Origin of the sequence: Pseudomonas frederiksbergensis (assembly GCF_003732665.1) — a bacterium.
In the GTDB taxonomy this organism is placed as follows: Bacteria; Pseudomonadota; Gammaproteobacteria; order Pseudomonadales; family Pseudomonadaceae; genus Aquipseudomonas; species Aquipseudomonas frederiksbergensis_G.
Map to the genome: position 1 here is coordinate 73,355 of NZ_MOBP01000020.1, position 16,481 is coordinate 89,835.

18 protein-coding genes are annotated in these 16,481 nt (G+C 61.0%); 7 read left to right on the forward strand and 11 right to left on the reverse strand.

Annotation, left to right across the window (positions count from 1 at the left end):
- Window positions 1–97: 97 nt before the first annotated feature.
- The 3 genes from BK665_RS26520 to BK665_RS26530 form a co-directional block, all read right to left on the reverse strand.
- Entirely contained in the window at window positions 98–1,039 is a 942-nt protein-coding gene (locus tag BK665_RS26520) for an SEL1-like repeat protein (protein ID WP_123409498.1), read from the reverse strand.
- 103 nt (window positions 1,040–1,142) lie between these two features.
- Window positions 1,143–1,850, reverse strand: coding sequence for a hypothetical protein (locus tag BK665_RS26525; protein ID WP_123409499.1), 708 nt, complete (start codon window positions 1,848–1,850; stop codon window positions 1,143–1,145).
- A 44-nt stretch (window positions 1,851–1,894) separates the two neighbouring features.
- Window positions 1,895–2,812, reverse strand: a complete 918-nt coding sequence (locus BK665_RS26530; RefSeq protein WP_311198556.1) for a hypothetical protein — start codon at window positions 2,810–2,812, stop codon at window positions 1,895–1,897.
- A gap of 55 nt (window positions 2,813–2,867) precedes the next feature.
- On the opposite strand from BK665_RS26530, the gene BK665_RS26535 reads away from it, so the two are divergent.
- The 5 genes from BK665_RS26535 to BK665_RS26555 all read left to right on the forward strand — a co-directional run bounded on the left by BK665_RS26535 (window position 2,868) and on the right by BK665_RS26555 (window position 7,439).
- On the forward strand, window positions 2,868–3,548 hold the full coding sequence (locus tag BK665_RS26535; RefSeq protein WP_123409501.1) for a response regulator: 681 nt from the start codon (window positions 2,868–2,870) through the stop codon (window positions 3,546–3,548).
- Window positions 3,545–4,870, forward strand: a complete 1,326-nt coding sequence (locus BK665_RS26540; RefSeq protein ID WP_123409502.1) for an ATP-binding protein — start codon at window positions 3,545–3,547, stop codon at window positions 4,868–4,870. The genes BK665_RS26535 and BK665_RS26540 overlap by 4 nt, the downstream gene beginning before the upstream one ends.
- 217 nt (window positions 4,871–5,087) lie before the next feature.
- Entirely contained in the window at window positions 5,088–5,573 is a 486-nt protein-coding gene (locus BK665_RS26545; RefSeq protein WP_123409503.1) for a GNAT family N-acetyltransferase, read from the forward strand.
- A 143-nt stretch (window positions 5,574–5,716) separates the two neighbouring features.
- Window positions 5,717–7,129 (forward strand): aspartate aminotransferase family protein, encoded by a 1,413-nt coding sequence (locus BK665_RS26550; RefSeq protein WP_123409504.1) that lies wholly within the window; start codon window positions 5,717–5,719, stop codon window positions 7,127–7,129.
- Window positions 7,130–7,211: 82 nt separating this feature from the next.
- Window positions 7,212–7,439, forward strand: coding sequence for an MbtH family protein (locus BK665_RS26555; protein WP_123409505.1), 228 nt, complete (start codon window positions 7,212–7,214; stop codon window positions 7,437–7,439).
- Between the two features lie 177 nt (window positions 7,440–7,616).
- Here BK665_RS26555 and BK665_RS26560 read toward each other — a convergent pair whose 3' ends face one another.
- The 8 genes from BK665_RS26560 to BK665_RS26595 are packed head-to-tail and all read right to left on the reverse strand — an operon-like array spanning window position 7,617 to window position 13,925.
- Window positions 7,617–8,588 (reverse strand): metal ABC transporter substrate-binding protein, encoded by a 972-nt coding sequence (locus BK665_RS26560; RefSeq protein ID WP_123409506.1) that lies wholly within the window; start codon window positions 8,586–8,588, stop codon window positions 7,617–7,619.
- A complete protein-coding gene (locus BK665_RS26565) occupies window positions 8,589–9,488 on the reverse strand; it encodes a metal ABC transporter permease (RefSeq protein ID WP_054052155.1) in 900 nt (299 codons plus the stop codon). It lies immediately after the preceding gene.
- Window positions 9,488–10,330 (reverse strand): metal ABC transporter ATP-binding protein, encoded by an 843-nt coding sequence (locus tag BK665_RS26570; protein ID WP_123409507.1) that lies wholly within the window; start codon window positions 10,328–10,330, stop codon window positions 9,488–9,490. The genes BK665_RS26565 and BK665_RS26570 overlap by 1 nt, the downstream gene beginning before the upstream one ends.
- A complete protein-coding gene (locus BK665_RS26575) occupies window positions 10,327–11,253 on the reverse strand; it encodes a metal ABC transporter substrate-binding protein (protein ID WP_123409508.1) in 927 nt (308 codons plus the stop codon). Before BK665_RS26575 ends, BK665_RS26570 begins: the two co-directional genes overlap by 4 nt.
- Before the next feature lie 35 nt (window positions 11,254–11,288).
- Window positions 11,289–11,861 (reverse strand): DUF6162 family protein, encoded by a 573-nt coding sequence (locus BK665_RS26580; RefSeq protein ID WP_123409509.1) that lies wholly within the window; start codon window positions 11,859–11,861, stop codon window positions 11,289–11,291.
- A gap of 2 nt (window positions 11,862–11,863) precedes the next feature.
- Entirely contained in the window at window positions 11,864–12,193 is a 330-nt protein-coding gene (locus BK665_RS26585; RefSeq protein ID WP_123409510.1) for a hypothetical protein, read from the reverse strand.
- Window positions 12,190–12,732: a PA2404 family protein gene (locus BK665_RS26590; protein WP_123409511.1), complete on the reverse strand. Its 543-nt coding sequence runs from the start codon at window positions 12,730–12,732 to the stop codon at window positions 12,190–12,192. The genes BK665_RS26585 and BK665_RS26590 overlap by 4 nt, the downstream gene beginning before the upstream one ends.
- On the reverse strand, window positions 12,729–13,925 hold the full coding sequence (locus tag BK665_RS26595) for a PepSY-associated TM helix domain-containing protein (protein ID WP_123409512.1): 1,197 nt from the start codon (window positions 13,923–13,925) through the stop codon (window positions 12,729–12,731). Before BK665_RS26595 ends, BK665_RS26590 begins: the two co-directional genes overlap by 4 nt.
- Window positions 13,926–14,335: 410 nt before the next feature.
- Between BK665_RS26595 and leuC the strand changes: the two genes are divergently transcribed.
- Both leuC and leuD read left to right on the forward strand, forming a co-directional pair.
- The gene (leuC, locus tag BK665_RS26600; RefSeq protein WP_123409513.1) at window positions 14,336–15,757 is read left to right on the forward strand and encodes a 3-isopropylmalate dehydratase large subunit; all 1,422 of its coding nucleotides are present in this window, start codon (window positions 14,336–14,338) and stop codon (window positions 15,755–15,757) included.
- Window positions 15,754–16,368 carry a 3-isopropylmalate dehydratase small subunit gene (gene leuD / locus BK665_RS26605; protein ID WP_123409514.1) on the forward strand — a complete coding sequence of 205 codons (615 nt, stop codon included), beginning with the start codon at window positions 15,754–15,756 and terminating at the stop codon, window positions 16,366–16,368. The genes leuC and leuD overlap by 4 nt, the downstream gene beginning before the upstream one ends.
- Window positions 16,369–16,481: the final 113 nt, after the last annotated feature.

The following is a 16,481-nucleotide window of genomic DNA, read 5'->3' on the forward strand; positions in this document are numbered from 1 at the left end:
ATGCTGGTCGCCGATTAACCGGTGATTAATGGGGTGTTGCCGGTCTGAGGGACCCGACCGACAACACCCCGCAAAGGCGAGTGCGCCGTCGCGAGGGTCAGACCCCGTGATAGGTCAGCCGATGTTCCGACAGGGGCGGGTGCGAGTCCTTCCAGGTCTGGGCAACCTTCAGGGCCAGAGCGATTTCTTGCGGGCTCATGGCCTTGCCGAGGTCGTCGAGGAACAGGGCTGCGCTGTTATGCAGTTGGTATTCCGGAGCCGAATTCACCACCAGCCAGACGAGGGCGTAGCTGAGGGGATAATTTTTTTTGTAGCCATACTCGGGATCACCGCCCGATTCACCGTGGCCAAGGGCGAACCCATATTTGAGCACGCCGTAGAGATCATTCAGCGCCGCGGTTTTTTCCAGCCATTCGCGCCTTAGGGATGGGAACGTGGTCACTTTCTGACGGTTGGTGTACCAGTTCATCGCCAGGGGGAAGTTGACATGGGCCGCCCGTTCCAGCAGCAGATCGATAACATCCGTTGGGTTTTGGCCCTCCGGGACCAGACTTCTATCCCGGTCGTACTGCAGCGCCAGGATGTACAAGGCTTCGGGGAATCGCGTGTTCGCCGATTTTTTCAGCCACGTGATCTCCTTGGTCAGTTCGTACATTTGCAGCATCGCTTCGCCATCGCCCTGCTCGATACGTGGCGGCAGGAGTTCTCGGACCTTGTCCAGCGATTCGCTGTCACCCAGTCGCAACAAGGCGTAGACATCCTCTTGGGCGGCGGCCAGTCGATACCACTTTTTGGCCTCTTCGGTGATGCTGCCTTGCCGGCGCCTGAGCACTTCAGCCAGGGCATATTGCGCTGGCCGGTCACCGGCGGAGGCAGCGATGGTCAGGTAGGGCTCCGACGCCCTGAAGCTGCCCAGATTGTAGAGTTCCAGGCCTTTTTTCCGGGCATTTTCCTGGTGCACGTTCAGTTCGGCGATCAGGGCGGACAAGCTGTTGATCAGGTTGAAAAAGGTGGTCAAGTCATCTGTATGCGCTTGCATGGTCAATACCTTCGTAAGAGTTGATTAAGCTCGTCTAGGGTATTGAGCGGTGAAGGGCAGGAGGCGTTACATATGTATCGCATCCCGCGAATAGCGCTTTTTTTCAGTCTCGCAATAATCCGGGCCAACTCACCTCGTCCACTTTGATCGGACCTGCCTCCATTTCGTTTTTTGGAATGTTGTAGCGAATGTATTCGTTATCGGTCAGGAAAATGTAGTAGCAGCTATCAGTGAAGGATCGATCATTTTGTACCGCTGTAATGATCCGATGCTTATAACGCCCAAGTCCCGGCCAACTGGTTTCGTTAATGGCTTCGCGGGTGAGTTTTTGCGTGGGCAAGTCGAGGTAAAGAGAATGTCCGTCATTCAGCAGAAAGCGGAACAATTGAACGTCGCGGTTATTTTGCCACCAGGTGCCGGCGACAATGCGATTGAAATAAGGCCTTAACAAACGCCAGGGTGAATCTGCCAAGCGGTCAAGACTGTGCATTTTGTCGCTGTCTTGATCGTAACGGCACACCATCGGTACGCCGGCGTCTTCATAGAAGAACCATAAAATATCCGAATCAACACCCGAGATTCCCGAACGAGCGGGTCTGATGCCGGTGGTGGTGAAACCGAACCGCAGATGCTTGAAATAAGGGTAGAAGCCGTGCCAATTGTTGTCGGTGATCGTGGCCGGGTAGCCGTCTGGAACCTTGTTGTCACAAATATCAAATCGGGTGTATTGGTTGCTGTCCTTGAAAAAGAAATAACAACGATCTGCTCCGGCGCGCCAATCGACGGCGACTACGTTTGTAAGCTCAGGCATGCTTTGAATCCTTTCAATTTGAAGTGGGGGACTGCGCGGCGTTGTCAGTCTCGCAATAGTCCTGGCCAGGACACATCGTCAACCTTGATCGGCCCGGAATCCAGTTCGTTATCATCCATGTTGTAGCGCAGGTATTCATGGTTAGTTAAAAAGATGTAGAGGTAATTATCTCTGGCCGCTCGATCGTTCTGCGCCGCGGTAATGATTCGGTCTTTATAACGAGCCAGTCCTGGCCAGGTTTTTTCATTAATGGTTTCTACGATCAGCCGGTTGTAGTCATAATCGAAGCGAAGTGCCCGACCGTCATTGAGCAGGAAGCGAAACAGATGAGCCCTACCTTCTTGTTCCCACCACGTGCCCGCGACAATATTATTGAAGTACGGCGCCAGTATCTTCCAGCGAGTTTTCTCCAGTGGCTCATAGCTGATTAAGGTATCGCTATCTTGATCGTATTTGCGAACGCCCGGAATCGTGCTGCCGTCGTAAGTGTAGTAATCAAACAGCCATAAGATATCACCGTCTATTCTGTCCGTATCGAAGCCGGTGGTGGTGAATCCGAAACGCATGTTTCGCGCGTTATTAAACTCACCCCAGTTGGAAGTAACAGGTCGGGGGTAATCCAATGGCACACGATTTTCACCAATGTCGAAACGTGAGTAAGTATTGGTATCTTTGAAAAAGAAATAGATCTGGTCAGGGCCGGAGCGCCAATCGACGGCGACAAAATTTTTGAGTTCGGGCATGTGAAGTTCCTTCTTTGTATGTTCAGTTGTTGGGTGACGTTTGCGCAGGTTAATGAGGTGGCCTGGAGGTGTATAGTTGCGAAGTGTTGATGTTTGTTTCTTTTGAAAGTTAGGGGCTGCGATGTTTTTATATTGAATGATGAGGGTTGTTTGCTGCAGCTTCTGTGCAGATTCACCAGGATTGAAATCCCGCCACCCGGTCGGTTGTCGCCCTGCCATAATTGCGGCTTAATCCTGTTCTGTTTGACTCGCCTTTTTGGCTCAGGGAGCTCCCATGCACGTACTGGTTTGCGAAGACGACGAGCTGATCGCCAGCGGTATCGTCGCCGGCCTCACCGCCCAGGGCCTGACCGTGGAGCATGTCGCTACGGCGTCTTCGGCGCGGGCAATGCTCAAGGTCGCCGAGTTCGACGTCATGGTGCTCGACCTCGGCTTGCCGGATGAAGACGGCCTCAAGCTGCTTCAGCAATTGCGCCATAACGGTCTGGAGATTCCGGTGCTGATCCTCACCGCACGGGATTCGGTCACCGATCGCGTCGATGGCCTGCAGGCCGGTGCTGACGATTACCTGCTTAAACCTTTCGACCTGCGCGAACTCGCCGCGCGCCTGCACACGTTGTTGCGACGGGTGGCCGGGCGCAGCGTCAACCTGATCGAGCATGGCGCCCTGACGTATGACCCAAGCAGCCGCGAAACCCTGCTCGCCGGCCAACCGGTGGACCTGTCGCGCCGCGAGCAATCGCTGTTGCAAGCCCTGCTGCACAACCGTGGCCGGGTGCTGTCCACCGAACAGTTGAAGGACAGCGTCTACGGCTTCAACGATGAGCTGGAAAGCAACGCGCTCAACGTTCATATCCATCACCTGCGGCGTAAACTCGGCAATGGCATCGTCGAAACGGTGCGCGGCCTGGGTTATCGCCTCGGGCCTGCGGATGGCGGAGATCAATCGAAGTGATGAGCCTGCGTTTGCGCCTGAGCCTGACCCTCGGCGCCGCGTTTGCGCTGATTTGGGCGCTGGCGGCAGCCTGGATGCTCAGCGACCTGCGTAACCAGATGATGTTTTCCCTCGACCAGCGCCTGGTCGCATCGGCACGAATGGTCGCCGGGCTGATGGAACAATTACCGGCGCTGCCGACCAAGGGTGAAGGCACGCATTTCAGCGCCGAACAATTGAATGTCCCCGGTGGCATGGCCTGTCAGGTCAGTTCATTGCGCGGCGAAATCCTGGCGCGCAGTCACACCGACCCGCAGCAAACCCTCGAAGCCGAGAAAATGGGCTTCCACGACCAGATGATCGACGGCGCGCCGTGGCGCAGTTTCACGTTGGCTCGCGGTGATCTGCGCATTACCACGGCGGATCGGCAGACCGAGCGCGAGGCCTTGAATATGTCGATCCTGCTGGCCGCTTCGGTGCCGGTGGGTGTGGCGCTGCTCGGGTGTCTGTGCCTGCTCTGGCTGGGCATCGGCCAGGGGCTGGCGCCGCTTAATCGCATGCGCGATGCCTTGATGCGCCGCAGCGCCGACTCCCTCGAACCGTTGCAGATTCAGCCGTTGCCCAGCGAGTTGCAACCGTTGCTCGATACGCAGAATCAACTGTTCCAGCGCATCGGCCGCACCATCGAGCGCGAACGACGCCTGACCGGCGATGCCGCCCACGAACTGCGCAGCCCGCTGACCGCGATCAAGACCCACCTGCAAGTGGCGCGCATGACCGACGGCGCGGCCCGGGATCAATCCCTGGCCCGGGCCGAAGAGGGCGCCGACCGTCTGCACCGCACCCTTGAACAATTGCTCCTGCTGGCGCGGGTCGAGGGCAGCCTGTCGTTCGATGACGGCGTGCAGTGCAGCGCCGAGCAGGTGGCGAAACTGGCCATCCAGGATGCCGCCAGCGGTGATCGCCAGCGCATCAAGTTTCAACCGCCGATCAAATGTTCGGCCGCCCCGGTGCAAATGCCCGCAGTGCTGTCGATTGCCGCGCTACGCAACCTGCTGGACAACGCCTTGCGCCATACCCCGAGCGACGGCGCCGTGGAACTGAGCCTGGAAACCACCGGCAACCGTGTTCGTTTTGTGGTCCGCGACCATGGGCCGGGTATTGCCGAAGACGATTTGCAACACCTGACCCAGCGCTTCTGGCGCAATGGCCAGAGCACCGGTTGCGGATTGGGGCTGGCGATTGTCCAGGCGATTGTTCAGCGCTGTGCCTGCACGTTGCATTTCGACAGCCGGCCGGATGGGTTGCGGGTCGAATTGACCATGCCGCTGCAAACGGTCTGACCAACACCCGATAACCCTGTGGGAGCGGGCTTGCTCGCGAATGCGGTGTGTCAGCCAATACATGCGGCGACTGACACACCGCATTCGCGAGCAAGCCCGCTCCCACAAGGGGATCTCGGTTGCACATCAAATGTAACTTCTCTCCATTAGCCATCCTGCCGCCCCCGGCGCTATCTTCCCCGGCAGCTTTGACTCAATGGATTGAGGGAACAGCGCCATGGATGCACCCCTGCACATCGGCCAGGCAACCCGGGCCGACGCCGGCATTATCAGCCGCATCGTCGAACGTTCGATCCGCGTCGGTTGCGCGCTCGATCACCGCAACGACGCGAAAATCGTCGCCGCCTGGACTCACAACAAAACCGCTGCACACATTCACGCCTGGCTCATCGACCCAAGGTTTTACCTGAGCATCGCCCTGCTTCAAGACAAACCTATCGGCGTCGCCATGGCCACGAGCAGTGGCCGGATTGCCTTCTGCTATGTGCTACCGGAGTGGTTTCGTCGCGGCGCCGGGCACGCCTTGATTCTTGACCTGGAAACCTGGTTGCTCGGACAGGGTTCGCGCCAGGCGCACCTCAACAGCACCCGCACCAGCGAAGCCTTTTATCGGCGCCTGGGTTATCGCGAGTGCGCGCAAACCTTCAGCGTGGCGGGGCTGTACGCCATTCCCATGCACAAGGCACTGACGCCACCTTCATAGAAAGCTGAACGCGGGTCTAAATCCTTAAGCCCCTGATGCGTTTCCAGAACAGGAAAACCTGCAAGTGCGCACCCTGACCGGAACGCGCACCTGCCCGGTGTGCAGTTTTGGTCACTATCCACAGCGTATTGAGGGGTCGAGAGATGTCAGTCGCTACCAGCCTTATCGAAGATCAGCCGGCCCGGGTCGCCCCGTCGCCTGCCGAGACGCTTTACCAGTTCAACGAATCGCCGTTGCTGGCCCGTCAGAGCCAGCAGGAATCCAATGCCCGCAGCTACCCGCGACGGATTCCCCTGGCGCTCAAGCGCGCCAAGGGTATTTATGTGGAAGACGTCGAGGGCCGCCGTTTCATCGATTGCCTGGCCGGCGCCGGCACCCTGGCACTGGGTCACAACCATGCGGTGGTGATCGAAGCGATCCAGCAAGTGCTGACCGATGAACTGCCGCTGCACACCCTCGACCTGACCACGCCGGTCAAGGATCAATTCGTCCAGGACCTGTTCGGCTTGCTGCCACCGGCCCTGGCCGCCGAAGCGAAGATCCAGTTCTGCGGCCCCACCGGCACCGACGCCGTGGAAGCGGCGTTGAAACTGGTGCGCACCGCCACCGGGCGCAGCACCGTGTTGTCGTTCCAGGGCGGTTACCACGGCATGAGCCAGGGCGCGCTGAGCCTGATGGGCAGCCTGGGGCCGAAAAAACCCTTGGGCGCCTTGCTCAGCAGCGGCGTGCAGTTCATGCCGTACCCTTACGACTACCGCTGCCCGTTCGGCCTTGGTGGCGCCCAGGGCGTGCAGGTCAACCTCAACTACCTGGAAAACCTGCTCAACGATCCCGAGGCCGGCGTGCAATTGCCGGCGGCGGTGATCGTCGAAGTGGTGCAGGGCGAGGGCGGGGTGATTCCGGCGGATCTCGATTGGTTGCGCGGCTTGCGCCGTATTACCGAGCAGGCCGGCGTAGCGCTGATCGTCGATGAAATCCAGAGCGGTTTCGCCCGCACCGGCAAGATGTTTGCCTTCGAACACGCCGGGATCATTCCGGATGTGGTGGTGTTGTCCAAGGCCATCGGCGGTAGCCTGCCGTTGGCGGTGGTGGTCTATCGCGACTGGCTCGACACCTGGCTGCCGGGCGCCCATGCCGGGACCTTCCGTGGCAATCAGATGGCCATGGCCGCCGGTTCGGCGGTGATGCGTTACCTGAAGGACAACGATGTCTGCGCCCACGCCGCTGCCATGGGCGAGCGCTTGAGCGAACACCTGCGCATCCTGCAACGGGATTTCCCGCAAATGGGGGATATTCGCGGTCGTGGCTTGATGCTCGGCGTCGAACTGGTCGACCCGAGCGGCAACCCGGACGTGCAAGGCCATCCGCCAGCGTTCGGGCGCCTGGCGCCGCTGGTGCAGCGCGAATGCCTCAAGCGTGGCTTGATCCTTGAGCTGGGCGGCCGCCATGGTGCGGTGGTGCGATTCCTGCCGCCGCTGGTGATTACCGCTGCGGAAATTGACCGGGTCGCGGAGATTTTCGGCCGGGCGTTGGCGGCGGCCACCACCAGCCTCTAAATTTTCCGGCACCCCGAACGTTCCTTCTACATACCGGCTGCACACGCCGTGCAGCCCACCCCTACAGCGATGGAGACACAGCATGACGTCAGTATTCGACCGCGAGGACATCCTCTTTCAGGTCGTGGTCAACCACGAAGAGCAATACTCGATCTGGCCCGACTACAAAGCCGTGCCACAAGGCTGGCGCACCGTGGGCAAGAGCGGCCTGAAGAAAGAATGCCTGGCCTACATCGAAGAAACCTGGACCGACATGCGACCGCTGAGCTTGCGCCAGAAGATGGACGAGCAGGCGGCAGTGGCTCCCTAAAGCCACCGCGCATAAAAAACCGCTGAACCGGTAACGGTCAGCGGTTTTTTTTGGGGCTGGAATTTGAGTCGTCCGTGAGGCCGTCTTCGCGAGCAAGCCCGCTCCCACATTGGAATTTCGTCGTGCCGTAGATCCAATGTGGGAGCGGGCCTGCTCGCGAAGAACGATGACGCGGTCTCAAGCCCCACTCAACCCCTTGATCACCAAATCCACATTCCCCTCCAACTCCGCCACCGGATCCACCCCGTCGGTACTCAACACCACCAACCGACTCCCGGCTTCGCTGATTACCGCTTTCAGCGCCTCCGATGGCTGGCGATGATGCAACACCACCGCCACGCCATTGTCTTTCAGCGTTGCGCCCAGTTGTTTCAAGGCTTCCGGCGTCCACTCGGCATCCGGCCGGGCATCGAGGCCGATCAGCTCGAGGTTGAGGCCGCCGATCAGATAACCGAAGTGATCGCTCAGGCTCATCACCGTGAGATTGTCGGCACTGGCCAGGCGCGCTTCGCTGTCGGCGCTGAGTTTGAGCAGGCGCTGCTTGAGCGCGGCGAGGTTGGCTTCGATCTTCGGCTTGGACTCAGGCGCCAGGCGCACCAGGTCGGCCGCCATCACGTCCGCCATGCGCCCCATGTTGTTGCTGGAAAACCACGGCTGGCTGTTCAAGCCATCGACCTTGTTGCCCGGCTGCACGGCGATGCCGGGCAGGGCGCCGTCTACCGGGCGGGCGGCGTCGATTTCAATGATGCGGATATTGCTGCGACGCGCATTCGGGTACAGCGGATCGTCCGGCCACAACGAGCGCAGGCCAATCACCGCATCAGCGTCGGATGCCAGTTTGCTCAGTTCCGCCGCGCCACGCCCGGTGAAGTAAGCGGTCTGGCGTGTACCGGGCAGGTTGGCCGGCGCTGCACGCTCAATGGCGACATCGGTGCCTTCCAGCAGCACGGTGCCCAGGCCATAGGTCACTGGCAGCGAGGCCAGGACCAGGATTTTGTGCGCAGACGACGAAGCGAAAAGGACCGTATTGCCGACGCCGTGATTGGCCACCAGGCGAATCGGTTCGAAGGTGTCGCCAGCCAACGCATTGAAGGAGGCTGTCCCGCACAGGGCCATGGCCAGGGTCAATTGACGCAGAGAAAAAGTCATTTATCCGAGATTCCCTTTCAGACTTGGAACGACACCGCGTGCAATGGCGGAGAGGGCGAAGGCGATACCGGCTACCAGAATGATCGCGGCACCGGACGGGATCGGCAGGTCGAAGACAATCGGCGCCAGAATCCCGCACAACGTGCTGACCGTGGCAATCGCCACCGAGCACCAGAAGAACCCCTTCAGCGACTGGCTGAGTAGCCGCGCCGCTGCCGCCGGAATCACCAGCAATGCACCCACCAGAATCGCGCCGATGACTTTCACGGCGGCGACGGTGATCAGGGTCACCAGAATCACGAACAGATAATCCAGGGTCTTCACCGCCACCCCGCGCACCGCCGCCAGTTGCGGGTTGAAACTGGCGAGCATGATGCGGTTGTACAGCGGCAGGGCCAGGGCCATCACCAGCGAACCGACAATCGCCAGTACCAGCAAATCATTGCCGTTGACCGTCAGCACCGAACCGAACAGCACGTTTTCCAGAATGTGCACGTTGATCTTGCCCGCCAGAATCAACAACAGGCTTGCGCCCAACGCCAGGGACACGGAAAGGAACACGCCAATCAGTGTGTCCGGCGCCAGGCCGGTGCGGTTGCGCAAGTAATTGAGCAGGATGCCGAACAACAGGCAGTAACCGAACAGGCTGCCATAGGGCCCGGTATAGGGTTCGCCGAGCAGGATGCCGATGGCCACGCCGGTCAGCGCCGCGTGACCCACCGCTTCGGAGAAAAACGCGAAGCGCTTGACCACCACCAGCGTACCCAAGCCGCCGAGCACCGGGCCGATCAATAGCCCGGCGAGCAGGGCGTTGACCACAAATCCATAGGCCAGTGCCTCCGGCAGATAACCGGAAGAGGCCCAGCCCTGGACCATCAAGCGAAAGGCTTCATAACTCATCAGGCAGCGCTCCGTGGATGGGTCGAGAACAGGGTCAACAAACGTTCCGGGGTCAGCGCCTGTTTCGGCGTGGCGTCGAACAGCACCCGGCGATTGAGCCCGGTGACCCGGTCCGCCAGGCGCCCGACCGCTTCCAGATCGTGCTCGATCCACAGCACCGTGATGCCGCTCTGGCGCCAGTCACCGAGCAGGCGTTCGAACACTTGAATCCCGGCTTCATCGAGGGCCGACATCGGTTCGTCGAGCACCAGCAGCTGCGGCGCCGGGATCAGCCCCTGGGCCAGCAATACCCGCTGGCGCTCACCACCGGACAGTGCGCCCATGCGCCGTTTGCGTTTGTCCTGCATGCCGACCCGCTCCAGCGCCTCGCCAATCGCCGCCGCGTAATGTTTGCTCAGGCCGAGAAACGCCGGGCGTCGCTGGCACATGGCGGCCATGAAATCGTCGACGGTCATCGGCAAGCCACGGTCGAATTCCAGCGCCTGGGGCACGTAGCCAATGGTGCCGGGCTCGCCGGGCCATTGCAGGCTCAGGCGACCCTGATGGGGCATCTGCCCGAGCAAGGTCTTGATCAGCGAGCTCTTGCCGCCGCCGTTGGGGCCGACCAGCGCGTGGACGCTGCCGGGTTGAACGGTAAAGGTGACCTTATCGAGGATCGTCGTGCGCCCCAGGGTCAAACTGACTTCCGCAAACTCCAGCGTCGGCCCCAAACCCTGTGGGAGCGGGCTTGCTCGCGAATGCGGTGTGTCATTTAGTGATGATGTCGACTGGCCGGACGCCTTCGCGAGCAAGCCCGCTCCCACAGGGGATTGCGGTGTGCTGAGGGTTTCTTTCGCGGTCATGCGCCGGACTCCTGTATCGCCCGCACCACGGTGTTGAGGTTGCCGGTCATTTCTTTTTCGTATTTGTCGGCGGTGTATTCGCCGTAGGAGATGTGCGACAGCGGATACAGCTTCACCCCGGATTCACGCTGGATGGTCTCGACGTAGGTGGACGGGAAATCCATCTCCGAGAAGATCACCTTCACGTCCAGTTCCCGCAGTTGATCGATGGTTTTCTTCAACTGGCTCGGGCTCGGTTCGATGCCGTGGGCCGGCTCGACCACGGCGGTGACTTCCAGGCCGAATTCCCGCAGCAGGTAGTCATAAGCCGCGTGGACCGTGGCCACCCGCAGTTCGGCGTTGGGTGCCTGGGTCAGTTTGGCCAGGGCGTCGGCGCGCATCTGCCGCAGGCGTTTGCCGTAGGCGCGGGCGTTCTGGGTGTAGGTCTTGGCGTTGTCCGGGTCGAGCTTGCCCAGTTCCCGGGCGATGTTGTTGACCTGGGCAATCGAGGCGCTGATCGACAGGAAGGTGTGCGGGTTGACCACCTTGCCGGCGCCCCGAGCGGCGGTGCCGGTGGCGGCCAGCAGTGGCACGTTTTCGTTGGCTTCGATCACCGGGATGTTCGGGGTTTCGCTGGCGGCGATCATGCGGTCGGCGAAGTCGTCATGGCCGACGCCATTGAGCACGATCACATCGAGCCCGCTGATGCGCTTGATGTCTTCGGCCCGGGGTTCGTAGGCGTGGGGATTGAAACCGGCCGGAATCAGCGGCACCACTTCGGCCTTGTCGCCGACGATATTGGCCACGTAGCTGTAATAAGGGTGCAGGGTGATGCCGATGCGCAGGCGCTTGGCCTGATCGGCACTGGCCAGCGGCGCCAGCAGGCAGGCCAACAGGCCGACCACGATCAGGCGCGAGAACGAACGTAGCGATGAAATAGGCATGGGCAAGCGGTCTTCTCTCGGGTGAAGGCGAGGGTTCAGTGCCGGTGCTGGCGGGTCACGCCGGCATCGAATTGCGCGACGATCTGCTGCCAGCCAGCGCTTTCCAGCGCGGCATCAGTCAGGTCGGTCGGCGTCGTGAGGGCTTTGCCGCGATTGAGCCAGACGTCCGGCGCATCGTCGGCGGCGGTCAGGCGCATCAGGAAAGAACCGGCAACGCTCGGCACCTGGCTCTGGCCGAAATACGCCTTGGCGTCGAGCAACTGCCAGGCATGGCCGCCGCGACTGACGGAACTGGCGTCCTGGGCAAACGGGGCAAAACCCTCATCGGCCAATGCTTCAGGCGTGGGCAGGGTGGTTTGCTCCTGGCGCAACAAGTGGATCTCGTCCAGGGTCACCCGCAGGTCGGCGTAGATGCCTTGTTCGGCGGCGCTGAGGTCGCGACGGGCATCCAGTTGATGACTGTTAACGCTGCTCACTGCCTGGGATTCATGGCGCCAGGCGACCACCGAACCAGCGACTGCAAGGATCATCAGGCACAACAACAGCACATAGAGGGTTTCATGGCCGGCGCCGGCCGGGCGCACGATTTGGGTGGTGGGCGTACTCATGTTCAGGGCGCCTCGATGTCGGCTTGGTCGATTTCGACCACGTGGCCTGGACCGGCGTCGAACAGCACATAAAACTCGGCGGCAGGTTTTTTGAAGACCACGGTCGAATCGGCGCCGAGCTTGCCCGGCAGCAGGATGGTTTCGTCATAGCCGATCACGTCCAGGGTCACCCCCGGCGCGCCGCTGCCATCGGAAAAGCCGCCGGTGCATTTGATTTGCTCGGCATCGATAGCCTTGCACTCGCACATCGGGTTGTGGGCCAGGGCGCTGGCGCTGAAACCGGCGCACAGCACCAGCAGAACGGCGCGCAGCGGGCGAATGGCGTTGATCATGGTTTGCCTCCTTGTTTGTTCAGCCAGGCGAGGGTGGCCGGGGACGCCTGGCTCAGGGGAATCGAGGCCTGGTGCATGGAACCGTCCCAACCTTCCATGGTTATCCACAGCTCGGCGTCGGCCGTGGTTTTGACCGGCACCGGCAATGACGCGCCCATGCGGTAGGGCGTGCCGAAGAAAATCACCCCGGCGGCGCGCAGGCTGCGGGGTTTGCCGATGCGCAGGTAAGTGGCCTTGACCTGTTCGACACAGGTGCTGCACAGCGCGGCATTGAAGCCCTTGAGGTAACCGGCCGGGCCATCCGGGCGCGGCGCTTCATCGCGTAACTCGGCCAGGCGCAGGCTCCAGGGCCCGACCTTGATCTCGCCGATTTCATGCTCGCCCAGGCCAATGTCACCGCGAAACAGCGCGGCTTCACTGAAGTACTTGGGCATGAAGCCCAACGGGATCAGCAGCAACAAAATGTTCAAGTGGAAACGCCATGTGTGCCACAGCACGCTCAGGCGCGACGGTGGTGGGGCGGCGGTGATTTTGCTCACAGGCTGGCCTCCGAGGTTTCGCGATTCAATTGCGCCGTGGTGCTGCGGTCTTTCTTGTGGCTGCGCTTGAGGGCGTTGGCGGTGGCGAGGGCGGTGCGCTTGGTCCAGATCAGCAGCCCGCTCAGCACCATCATGCTCAGCACCAGGCCGAAGAAGAACCAGATCAGCTTGATCCACAAACCGCCGAAATCCCCGGTGTGCAGAGGACGCATGGACTCGGTGACGAACTCCAGGGCATTGCGGTCCGAGAGCAGGCGCGAGGCGGCGATTTCACCGTTGTACGGGTTGAGGGTCGCGGTCTGGTACATCAGCGGATACCAACCACGGCCGCCGATATCCAGGTGGCTGTAGCCATTGCCCGGCAGGCTGACAAAACTCGCTTCCAGCCCTGGAATTTTTTGCCGGGCGATTTCAATCGCCTGGTCCAGGTCGATCCGTGGCGGCGGCGTGCCGTCGGGCGACAACGGCACCGCTTCCCGGGCCATGGCCGGAATGATCGGCGCGCTGGAGATGGAAATCTGGTTGTCCGACAGCAGGGCTTCAATCAGGAACCAGGTGCCGGTGATGGAAATGACCGCGATAAACCAGATCGACCAGATTCCGCTGAGGCGGTGAAAGTCGCCCCAGAAAATCCGCGCGCCGTGGCGCAGGCGCAGCGTCGGCTTGAGGAAGCCCTTCCAGAATTTCTTGTAGACCACCAGCCCGGTAATCAGCGAAACCAGCAGCGGCAGGCCAAGGAACGACACCAGATACCAGCCCCAACTGAAACCATTGGTAAACGGCACCAGCCACCAGCCATGCAGGGCGCGGGTGAAGGCCTTGAAGTTGAATTCCGGCGCCACACCCTGGATCACCCCGGTGTACGGGTTGACGTAGACCGTCACTGAACGCCCGTCGGGGTAGCTGACGTCCACGTCGAGGGCGAAGTGCGATTCGTCGGGGCGGTTGATGGTCTGGACCAGGGTCTGGGGTTCGGCTTTCTTGATCGCCGCCAGGACTTGGTCGTAGCTGAGCAACGGCGCATCGTCCGAGGGCTGGCTGGCGCGCATTTGTGGGTTGGCCAACCAGACGATTTCCTGGCTGACGACGGCGAGGGTGCCAGTCACGCAGACGATCAATACAAAAAACCAGATCGGCAGTGCCAGCCAGCTATGCACCAGAAACCAGAGTTTGGAACGGGATTTCTTCGACATGATTAAAGGTCTTGTTTCGATGGAAGGACCTCTGCTGCGGGCTTCGCAGCGCGGTGATCCCTGAAAAGCCCGGCCGTGGCTTTTGCCTACGCGGCCTGACTGCATCTAGATAAGACGGATGAGCAATGAAAATCCCGAAGGCTGATATGAAAGTAAATGTTTCGTATTGCAGTTGGGGAATGTGGATGACCATGGAAAAGATCGCAGCCTTCGGCAGCTCCTACAGGATTGATGTCCATCCCCACCCTTGTGGCGAACACGGTCCCTGTAGGAGCTGCCGAAGGCTGCGATCTTTTGACTTTGTCCTCGATCCAACACGATCCATGTTCCAAGCCATCACTCTGCGGCCATTGATGCCCACCCCCCGCTCCTTAAGATGGAACCCAGACGTCCCCCGAGCGAGCACCTCCATGACCCCAGCCAGAACCCTCTACGAAAAACACATCGATGCCCACACGGTGTGTCGCCTCGATGACCAGGGCCATGTCCTGTTGTACATCGATCGCCAGGTCATCAACGAATACACCAGCCCGCAAGCCTTCAGCGGTTTGCGCGAGGCCAAACGCGAGGTCTGGCGCCCGGAAACCGCGCTGGCCGTGGTCGATCACGTCAACCCCACCGCGCCGCTGCGCATCGCTGCCATGCCGGATGCTGGCGGGGCGCGGCAGGTATCGTATCTGGCGGAGAACTGCCGGGATTTCGGCATCGAGTTGCTGGACATCCTCGACAAACGCCAGGGCATCGAACACGTGATCGCCCCGGAGCAGGGCTTCATCCTGCCGGGCATGGTCATCGCCGCCGGCGACAGCCACACCACCACCTACGGCGCCCTCGGGGCCTTCGGTTTCGGCATCGGCACCTCGGAGATCGAACACCTGCTGGCGTCCCAGACCCTGGTCTACAAACGCCTGAAAAGTATGCGCGTGACCGTCGAAGGCGAATTGGGCGCCGGCCTGACCTCCAAGGACGTGATCATGGCCCTGATCAGCCAGATCGGCGCGTCGGGCGCCACCGGCTACGCCATCGAATTTCGCGGCTCGACTATCGATGCCTTGAGCGTCGAAGCGCGCATGACCATCTGCAACATGGCGGTGGAGGCGGGCGCCCGAGGCGCATTCATGGCCCCGGACGAAAAAGTCTTCGCCTACCTCAAGAACAAACCTCGGGCACCGAAGGGTGAGTTGTGGGAGCGCGCCGTGGAGAAGTGGCGCAGCCTGCACAGCGACCCGCACGCGCAGTTCGACCGGGAGGTTTCAGTCGATGCCAGTGCGTTGGAGCCGATGGTCACCTGGGGCACCAGTCCTGATCAGGCTTCGCCGATTGGCGCCAGGGTCCCGGACCCGCAAGACGTCAGCGACCTGATCCTGCGCCAGGACATGCGCCGCGCCCTGAACTACATGGGCCTGGAAGCGGGCATGCCCCTGAGCGAAATCGTCATCAGCCATGCCTTTATCGGTTCCTGCACCAACGCGCGCATCGAAGACCTGCGCGATGCCGCCAGCGTGGTGCGCGGCAAACACGTGGCCGGGCATGTGCGGGCGATGATCGTGCCCGGCTCCACCGAAGTCCGTGATCAGGCCGAAGCCGAAGGCCTGGCGGCGATCTTTATCGACGCCGGGTTCGAATGGCGCCAGTCCGGCTGCTCGATGTGCCTGGCGATGAACGACGACGTACTGGCCCCCGGCGACCGCTGCGCCTCCAGCACCAACCGTAATTTCGAAGGCCGACAGGGCGCCGGTGCACGTACCCACCTGATGAGCCCGGCGATGGTCGCCGCCGCCGCGATCACCGGTCGCCTGACCGACATCCGCCACTTTGGAGACCGCGCATGAGCCAGCAACCCTTCACCCACGTCAGCGGCAAAGCCGCGCCGATGCTCGCGGCCAACATCGACACCGACGTGATCATGCCCAAGCAATTCCTCAAGGGCATCGACCGCGCCGGGCTGGATCGCGGGTTGTTTTTCGATTTGCGGTTCTTGCCGGACGGTTCGCTCAATCCTGAATTCGTGCTCAACCAACCGGCGTGGCAAGGCGCGAGTTTTATGGTGGTCGGGCCGAACTTCGGCTGCGGATCGAGTCGCGAGCATGCGGTGTGGGGTTTGAAGCAGATGGGGATTCGCGCATTGATCGGCTCAAGCTTCGCCGGGATTTTTTATGACAACTGTCAGCGTAATGGGGTGTTGCTGATTACCTTGGACGAGGCGGTATCGCAGCGGCTGGGGCAGGTTGTCAGCCAGCCTGAAAGCGCGGAAATCAGCGTTGATCTGGAGGCGCAGCAGATTCGTCTACAGGATGGCCAGGTCATCCCGTTCGAGATCGATACCTTGCGTAAAACCGCATTGTTGCTGGGGCTTGATGCCATCGGCAGCACCTTGCAACGCGCCGAACAGATCAAAGCCTTCGAACGCGAACATCTAACTGCCAATCCCTGGCTCTCCTGAACACACCATCCCCTGTGGGAGCGGGCTTGCTCGCGAAGGCGTCGTGTCAGTCGAGATCAATTTTGACTGACACGACGCCTTCGCGAGCAAGCCCGCTCCCACAGGTTGTGCTG

What these genes read in the sequence shown, in the direction of transcription:
- BK665_RS26560 (WP_123409506.1), bottom strand. Translation starts at nt 8,588, where the DNA reads ATGACTTTTTCTCTGCGTCAATTGACCCTGGCCATGGCCCTGTGCGGG.
- BK665_RS26530 (WP_311198556.1), bottom strand. Translation starts at nt 2,812, where the DNA reads ATGGCAGGGCGACAACCGACCGGGTGGCGGGATTTCAATCCTGGTGAA.
- leuD (WP_123409514.1), top strand. Translation starts at nt 15,754, where the DNA reads ATGAGCCAGCAACCCTTCACCCACGTCAGCGGCAAAGCCGCGCCGATG.
- BK665_RS26550 (WP_123409504.1), top strand. Translation starts at nt 5,717, where the DNA reads ATGTCAGTCGCTACCAGCCTTATCGAAGATCAGCCGGCCCGGGTCGCC.
- BK665_RS26520 (WP_123409498.1), bottom strand. Translation starts at nt 1,039, where the DNA reads ATGCAAGCGCATACAGATGACTTGACCACCTTTTTCAACCTGATCAAC.
- BK665_RS26555 (WP_123409505.1), top strand. Translation starts at nt 7,212, where the DNA reads ATGACGTCAGTATTCGACCGCGAGGACATCCTCTTTCAGGTCGTGGTC.
- leuC (WP_123409513.1), top strand. Translation starts at nt 14,336, where the DNA reads ATGACCCCAGCCAGAACCCTCTACGAAAAACACATCGATGCCCACACG.
- BK665_RS26525 (WP_123409499.1), bottom strand. Translation starts at nt 1,850, where the DNA reads ATGCCTGAGCTTACAAACGTAGTCGCCGTCGATTGGCGCGCCGGAGCA.
- BK665_RS26580 (WP_123409509.1), bottom strand. Translation starts at nt 11,861, where the DNA reads ATGAGTACGCCCACCACCCAAATCGTGCGCCCGGCCGGCGCCGGCCAT.
- BK665_RS26535 (WP_123409501.1), top strand. Translation starts at nt 2,868, where the DNA reads ATGCACGTACTGGTTTGCGAAGACGACGAGCTGATCGCCAGCGGTATC.
- BK665_RS26545 (WP_123409503.1), top strand. Translation starts at nt 5,088, where the DNA reads ATGGATGCACCCCTGCACATCGGCCAGGCAACCCGGGCCGACGCCGGC.
- BK665_RS26575 (WP_123409508.1), bottom strand. Translation starts at nt 11,253, where the DNA reads ATGCCTATTTCATCGCTACGTTCGTTCTCGCGCCTGATCGTGGTCGGC.
- BK665_RS26570 (WP_123409507.1), bottom strand. Translation starts at nt 10,330, where the DNA reads ATGACCGCGAAAGAAACCCTCAGCACACCGCAATCCCCTGTGGGAGCG.
- BK665_RS26585 (WP_123409510.1), bottom strand. Translation starts at nt 12,193, where the DNA reads ATGATCAACGCCATTCGCCCGCTGCGCGCCGTTCTGCTGGTGCTGTGC.
- BK665_RS26595 (WP_123409512.1), bottom strand. Translation starts at nt 13,925, where the DNA reads ATGTCGAAGAAATCCCGTTCCAAACTCTGGTTTCTGGTGCATAGCTGG.
- BK665_RS26565 (WP_054052155.1), bottom strand. Translation starts at nt 9,488, where the DNA reads ATGAGTTATGAAGCCTTTCGCTTGATGGTCCAGGGCTGGGCCTCTTCC.